The following is a 6,289-nucleotide window of genomic DNA, read 5'->3' as shown; positions in this document are numbered from 1 at the left end:
CTTCGGAGCGGCTCGCCATGTGCACGAGGATGAGTCCGACGGCCGCGAGGAGGAAGTTCTGCAGCGCCGCCGATGTGGCGTTCACTTGTTTGTTCGCCCACATCCGGAACCACTCGCCGCCGATGGTGAGGAAACCGCCCGCGAACAGCAGTACCGCCATGGTCCAGCCGAGACTCGACAACTTCGCCGCGAGTGCGGTTCTGGCGGAGTTCCGGCCGAACAGCGCCCACCAGCCGGTCGCCGCCCCCGCGAGCAGCACGAAGCCGGTCAGATACTCCCAGGTCACGATGAGGATGTAGGCGATAAGGACGACCGTGCTGTTGGTGATGGCATGCCAGTCGACACCGGAGTGGTGGATCGTGGCTTGCATCGACAGCACCGCCTGCACACCGCGCCGGTTGGTATCGGTGTCGACGCAGTTGGTGACCGCGACGATCAGGTAGTACAACGCGGTGATCGATGCCAGCACCGTCACGGCCGTATCCCGGCTCCCGGCCACGTCCAGGAATCGCTTACCACTCAGACCCATATCCGCCACCTCGGTCGATCTGGCACAAGATTCGAGACCGCCGCATGCAACGCCGAACCGACAGCCCGGGCCATCATACTTCAATCTGCATGATCCGAAATGCCTTGTTTCGCAAGCCATCCACCCCCTGATCAAGATCAGGTGGCAGTGAGGGCGGTAGCTTCTCGACCGATGCCGCCATAGATTCCACCTGATCTTGATCGGGGGCTTTTGTGGCGGATTCGGTGGTTGCGGCAGTTGGTATGGGGCGGGTGATTGCAGCTCATTCGCTGATGGCGACGGAGCGCGGCGGTGGATTTTCGAGTCCACCGCCGCGCGGTCGTTTATCGGGATGGGTTGGGCTGCAACGGATTACTGGCCGGGCTGGCACTGCGGCGGCGGGCCATGGGGGTGATCGCCGGGCGGCGGGCCGTCCGGGTGGTCGCCCGGGGGCGGGCCTTGGTGGTCGCCGGGCGGCGGGCCATCCGGGTGGTCGCCGGGCGGCGGGCCCTGCGGGTGGTCGCCAGGAGGCTGGCACTGCTGTCCGGGCACCGGTCCCTGGGGTCCGTCGGCGCTCGCCGCACCGGCTCCGATGCCGAGCATGCCGAGCGCGACGGCACCGGCCGCCGCGGTCACTGCCAGCTTCGATGTGAAACTCATCTGCGTTCCTCCTGTTGTCGGATCAGATCCGAAACCGTCGGCCGCTTCTCCGGGCCGACCCCGAGAATCGTTGAGCCCCAATATTTGTCCATCGTTGGCGGAAGTTAAGTGCCAGCTATGAACCGATCAGTTGCCGGTTCGGCTCTGCCCACCGCCCCGGCCGCCCCCAGACGTGCCGTCGCCCAGCTGGCCGGGTCCACCGCCCGCCTGGCCGGGGCCGCCGCTCATTTGACCCGTTCCGCCGTTCATCGCACCCGGACCACCACTCAAACCGCCCGGCGCGGTCGCATTGCCTGCGGTGATCGAGGTCACGGTGGCGGCGCCATCGGTCTTGGTGGCGCGAATGCTCACCGTATCCCCGGCTTTCACCGTCGACGCGCTGGTCGTGCCGGAGATGGTGTAGGTCTGGGTGTAGTTGTCGGTGCTGGTGGCGGTGATGGAGGTCGCGCTCACGGCGGTGACGGTGCCGGTCTGGGTGAGCTCGGTGGTGTAACCGCCATTGCCGTCGGCGACGACGAACTCCCCGTGCAGCGCAGCGGGAATCATGGTGCCGGAACCGGGGCCGCCCGCTTGACCGGACCGGCCCGACGCGCCGTTCATCGACATTCCGATGCCGCCGGGACCGCCCGGACCATGACTGCTATTCGAATCGGACGACGACGCCGCATAGATGGCACCGCCGCCCGCCGCGGCGATCGCTCCGGCGATCCCGACCGCGGCCAGGGTCTTCTTGGTGGACCAGGTGCCCGTCTGTGTGGGCTGGGGTGCGCCCCAGACCGCGTCGGGTTCCGATGGCGGCTGTTGAGTGGGTTGGCTCATGGTGCTCCTTGCGGGTGCGGACCGGATGAAATGCTCGGATCCGACCTTGGTCCGCCTACCTTGGCGTCGGCTGTGCGCTGGTTCTGGATCCGCTGGGTGCGCGCTCACAGCTGACACATAGTTTCGGCACAGCTACTCCCCAGCGTTCGCGGTCATGGTGGGACGATGTCCGCGATGAGCGCCGGGAACGGGCCGGCCGAACGAGTTGTCATGCGCCGCGCCGACGGCAGCGCCATCACCGTGCTGGTCGTCGACGACGAGCCCGTGCTGGCCGACATGATGTCGATGGCCCTGCGGTACGAGGGTTGGGAGGTCAGCACCGCGGGCGATGGTCGAACGGCGGTCGCGAAGGCGCGCGAGGTCCGCCCGGATGTGGTGGTGCTCGATGTGATGCTGCCGGATATGACCGGGCTCGAGGTGCTGCGCAAGCTGCGCGCACAGCTGCCGTACCTGCCGGTGCTCTTGCTGACCGCCAAGGATTCGGTCGAGGACCGCATCGCCGGGCTGACCGCGGGCGGCGACGACTACGTCACCAAACCGTTCAGCATCGAAGAGGTGGTGCTGCGGCTGCGTTCGCTGCTGCGCCGCACCGGCGTTGCCACCGAGGACAGCGGCGCACAGCTGGTGGTCGGCGATCTGGTACTCGACGAGGACAGTCACGAGGTCACCCGGGCCGGTGAGCTGATCGTGCTGACCTCCACCGAATTCGAACTGCTGCGTTTCTTCATGCGCAATCCCAAGCGGGTACTGAGCAAGGCTCAGATCCTGGACCGGGTGTGGAGTTACGACTTCGGCGGCCGGTCCAACATCGTCGAGCTCTATGTCTCGTATCTACGCAAGAAGATCGACAGTGGGCGGGCACCGATGATCCACACTCTGCGCGGCGCCGGATATGTCCTCAAGCCCGCGAGCTGAGGTGGGGCGCCGGGTGCTGAAGCCGCGGCGCTGGTCGCTGCGGGCCCGCCTGTTGGTCGGACAGGTGCTGTTGCTGGTGATCGTGGTCGTCGGGATCGGCGCCGCGACCGAATTCGCATTGCAGCAGTTCCTGGTGCATCAGCTGGACACCGAACTGGTCGATGTGCAGAAGCGTTCGCTCGGTGATGTCGGCGGCGGTCCGAGTCTCGGGCCACGCCCCAGCGGCCAGCCGTCGATGCCGCCTCCGCCGCCTCCGCCACCATCGGGTTCCGGTCCTGGACCGGATTTCCTGGACCGGCGCGGCATCCAGCCCGACACGATCGGCGCCATCGTCCACGAGGGGAGCGTCACCAAGGCGGGCCGGATCGGTGCCGATGGGGCGCAGCGTGCCCTCTCGCATACCGCACAACAGCAGCTTGCCGCGGTACCGGCCAACGGGAAGCCGGTCGATGTCGCGCTCGACGGTCAGGGCCGCTACCGAGTGGTGGCGGATACGGCGTGGTCGGGCGAGATCGTTGTCACCGGTATGCCGTTGACCGCCGTCGACGCCACCCTGCTGCGCGTCCTGCTGATCCTCGGGATCGTGACGGCGATCGTGTCGATCATCGCGATCACGGTCGGTATCTGGCTGATCCGGCACGCGCTCGCACCACTGGATCGAGTCGCGGCGACGGCCGCGCGGGTGGCCGATCTGGAACTGGATCGGGGCGAAGTCGTACTGCCCGTGCGGGTTCCGGCCGCGGACGCCGATCCGCGCACCGAGGTCGGGCAGCTCGGCTCGGCGGTGAACCGGATGCTCGATCACATCACGAGCGCGTTGTCGGCGCGTCACGACAGCGAGACCCGGGTCCGGCAATTCCTCGCCGATGCCAGTCACGAACTGCGCACCCCGCTGGCCGCCATTCGCGGCTATGCCGAACTGGCGCAACGCAAACGGGCCGAGGTGCCCGCTGAGGTCGCCTATGCGATGGGACGGGTGGACTCCGAATCCCGGCGAATGACGGGTCTGGTCGAGGACATGCTGTTGCTGGCGCGGTTGGATTCCGGACGGGGGCTGGAGCACGAGCCGGTGGATCTGACCCAGCTGACGGTGGACGCGGTGAGCGACGCGCATATCGCCGGTCCCGAACACCGCTGGGATCTCGAGCTGCCCGACGAGCCGGTGGTGACCACCGGTGACGCGGCCCGGTTGCATCAGGTGCTCGCCAATCTGCTCACCAACGCGCGTGTGCACACCGGTCCCGGCACCACGGTGCTCACATCACTGGAATTCAACGGCGACGGGGGAGCGGTGTGGCGAGTGACCGACGACGGTCCGGGCATCCCGGAAGCCTTGCAGCCGATGGTCTTTCAGCGTTTCGCGCGCGGTGACTCGTCGCGCTCGCGGCGGGCGGGCAGTACGGGTCTCGGGCTGGCGATCGTCGCGGCCGTCGTCAAAGCGCACGGCGGCGATATCTCCGTGGACAGTGCGCCCGGCCGAACCGAATTCACCGTGCGCCTGCCCGGTGCCGCCGCCGCGAACTGAGCGCTGCGCCACACAGCGAACTCACAGTTACGGCAGAGCTGGCAACTACGTCGGGCCGCGACGATCGAAGCATGACGACAACATTGCTGGGAGCTCCTGCCGCCGCGGCGGTCGAGCCATCGGATGCGCGGCCATCCGGGCGCGGCCCGCTGTGGCGGCGGGTATCGCTCGCCGGGCTGCTCATCGCGACAGCACTGCTGTATCTGTGGAATCTCGGTGCCAGCGGCTGGGCCAACGACTTCTACGCCGCCGCGGTGCAGGCCGGATCGCAGAGCTGGAAGGCCATGCTGTTCGGCTCCAGCGATGCGGCCAATGCGATCACCGTCGACAAGACCCCCGCAGCGCTGTGGGTGATGGATATTTCGGCACGGCTGTTCGGCTTCAACTCTTGGAGTCTGCTCGTGCCACAGGCGCTCGAGGGCGTTGCGGCGGTCGCGGTGCTGTACGCGGCGGTGCGCCGCGTCAGCGGTCACTGGGCCGGGATGCTGGCCGGTGCGGTGCTGGCGCTGACACCGGCGGCGACGCTGATGTTCCGGTTCGACAATCCGGACGCACTGCTGGTGCTGCTGTTGACCCTCGCGGCCTATTGTGTGCTGCGGGCCATCGAAAAGGACAGCGGCGCTTGGTGGTTGCCGCTGGCCGGTGTCGCGGTCGGCTTCGGCTTCCTGGCGAAGATGATGCAGGCGTTCCTGGTGCTGCCCGCCTTCGCGCTGGTGTATCTGCTCGCCGCGCACGCGCCGCTGCGCACCCGGATCGTTCGATCGGTCGCGGCAGTACTCGCTGTGGTGATGTCCGCGGGTTGGTATCTGGCGCTTGTCACGCTGTGGCCCGCGGCGTCGCGGCCCTATATCGGTGGCTCCCAGCACAACAGCGTGCTCGAACTCGCGCTGGGCTACAACGGTTTCGGCCGCTTGACCGGTAACGAGACCGGCGGCCTCGGAAATCTGAACTTCGACGTCGGCTGGGCCCGTTTGTTCGGCTCGGAAATGGGTGGCCAGATCGCCTGGCTGCTGCCCGCCGCATTGATCCTCGGCGCAGCCGGACTGTGGCTCACCCGTCGGGCCCCGCGCACCGATGCGACCAGGGCGGCGCTATTGCTGTGGCTGGGCTGGCTGATCGTCACCGGCGTGGTGTTCAGCTACGCCAACGGCATCCTGCACCCGTACTACACGGTGGCGCTGGCACCGGCGATCGCGGGCGCGATCGCAGTCGGCGCGGGCCTATTGTGGCAGCGCCGCAACGATATTCGGGCGACGGCAGTACTGTCCGGTGCGCTGGTGGTGACCGTCGTCCTGGCCTGTGTCCTGCTCGCACGGACCCGCGACTGGCTGCCGTGGCTGGGACCGGTGGTCGCGATCGCCGGTGTCGCAGCGGCGGCATTGCTGCTGGTAGTCGGTCGGTTGCCGAAGGCCGTCGCGACCGGTGTCCTCGCGGTCGCCGTGGCCGTTGGCCTGGCCGCACCCGGTGCTTATGCATTGGCCACCGCGGCGACAACACACAGCGGTGCGATTCCGTCCGCAGGACCGGCCAGTGCGGGTCGGTCGTTCCCGGGCGGCGGGCGGCCGAGCGGCACCGATGGCGGCGCGGGCGCGCTAGGCGGTGGAGTGGGCGCGCCGACCGGCACCGACGGTGGTACGAGTGCGCCAAGTGGCACCAGCGGCAGCGCGGGTGCGTTGGGCGGAACCGGCGGTGGGGCGACTGCGCTGGGCGGTACCGGTGATGGCGCGGGTGCGCTGGGCGGTGGAGTGGGCGCGCCGACTGGCACCGACGGTGGTACGAGTGCACCAAGCGGTACCGGTGACGGCGCGGGTGCGCTGGGCGGAACCGGCGGTGGGGCGACTGCGCTGGGCGGTACCGGTGAC

Annotated in this window: 6 protein-coding genes; 3 read left to right on the top strand and 3 right to left on the bottom strand. The window is 68.3% G+C overall.

Going from position 1 to position 6,289, the window contains the following annotated elements; genetic code table 11:
- The 3 genes from NP3_RS43475 to NP3_RS43465 form a co-directional block, all read right to left on the bottom strand.
- Positions 1–529, bottom strand: a 529-nt coding sequence (locus NP3_RS43475; RefSeq protein WP_063047536.1) for a DUF2165 domain-containing protein, incomplete at its 3' end; no start/stop codon positions are given.
- A 351-nt stretch (positions 530–880) separates the two neighbouring features.
- A complete protein-coding gene (locus NP3_RS43470; RefSeq protein ID WP_063047535.1) occupies positions 881–1,168 on the bottom strand; it encodes a hypothetical protein in 288 nt (95 codons plus the stop codon).
- Between the two features lie 126 nt (positions 1,169–1,294).
- The gene (locus NP3_RS43465) at positions 1,295–1,987 is read right to left on the bottom strand and encodes a major capsid protein (protein ID WP_063047534.1); all 693 of its coding nucleotides are present in this window, start codon (positions 1,985–1,987) and stop codon (positions 1,295–1,297) included.
- Between the two features lie 174 nt (positions 1,988–2,161).
- On the opposite strand from NP3_RS43465, the gene NP3_RS43460 reads away from it, so the two are divergent.
- The 3 genes from NP3_RS43460 to NP3_RS43450 all read left to right on the top strand — a co-directional run.
- Positions 2,162–2,902, top strand: coding sequence for a response regulator transcription factor (locus NP3_RS43460; RefSeq protein WP_307680683.1), 741 nt, complete (start codon positions 2,162–2,164; stop codon positions 2,900–2,902).
- Positions 2,880–4,427: a sensor histidine kinase gene (locus tag NP3_RS43455; protein ID WP_063047533.1), complete on the top strand. Its 1,548-nt coding sequence runs from the start codon at positions 2,880–2,882 to the stop codon at positions 4,425–4,427. The genes NP3_RS43460 and NP3_RS43455 overlap by 23 nt, the downstream gene beginning before the upstream one ends.
- A gap of 71 nt (positions 4,428–4,498) precedes the next feature.
- Positions 4,499–6,289, top strand: a 1,791-nt coding sequence (locus tag NP3_RS43450; RefSeq protein ID WP_157124939.1) for an ArnT family glycosyltransferase, incomplete at its 3' end; no start/stop codon positions are given.

Origin of the sequence: Nocardia pseudovaccinii NBRC 100343 (assembly GCF_001613225.1) — a bacterium.
Taxonomy (GTDB): domain Bacteria; phylum Actinomycetota; class Actinomycetes; order Mycobacteriales; family Mycobacteriaceae; genus Nocardia; species Nocardia pseudovaccinii.
This window is presented reverse-complemented; position numbering and strand designations above follow the sequence as displayed.

Coding starts and splice junctions, on each gene's coding strand:
- NP3_RS43460 (WP_307680683.1), top strand. CDS start 2,162: ATGAGCGCCGGGAACGGGCCGGCCGAACGAGTTGTCATGCGCCGCGCC.
- NP3_RS43455 (WP_063047533.1), top strand. CDS start 2,880: ATGTCCTCAAGCCCGCGAGCTGAGGTGGGGCGCCGGGTGCTGAAGCCG.
- NP3_RS43470 (WP_063047535.1), bottom strand. CDS start 1,168: ATGAGTTTCACATCGAAGCTGGCAGTGACCGCGGCGGCCGGTGCCGTC.
- NP3_RS43465 (WP_063047534.1), bottom strand. CDS start 1,987: ATGAGCCAACCCACTCAACAGCCGCCATCGGAACCCGACGCGGTCTGG.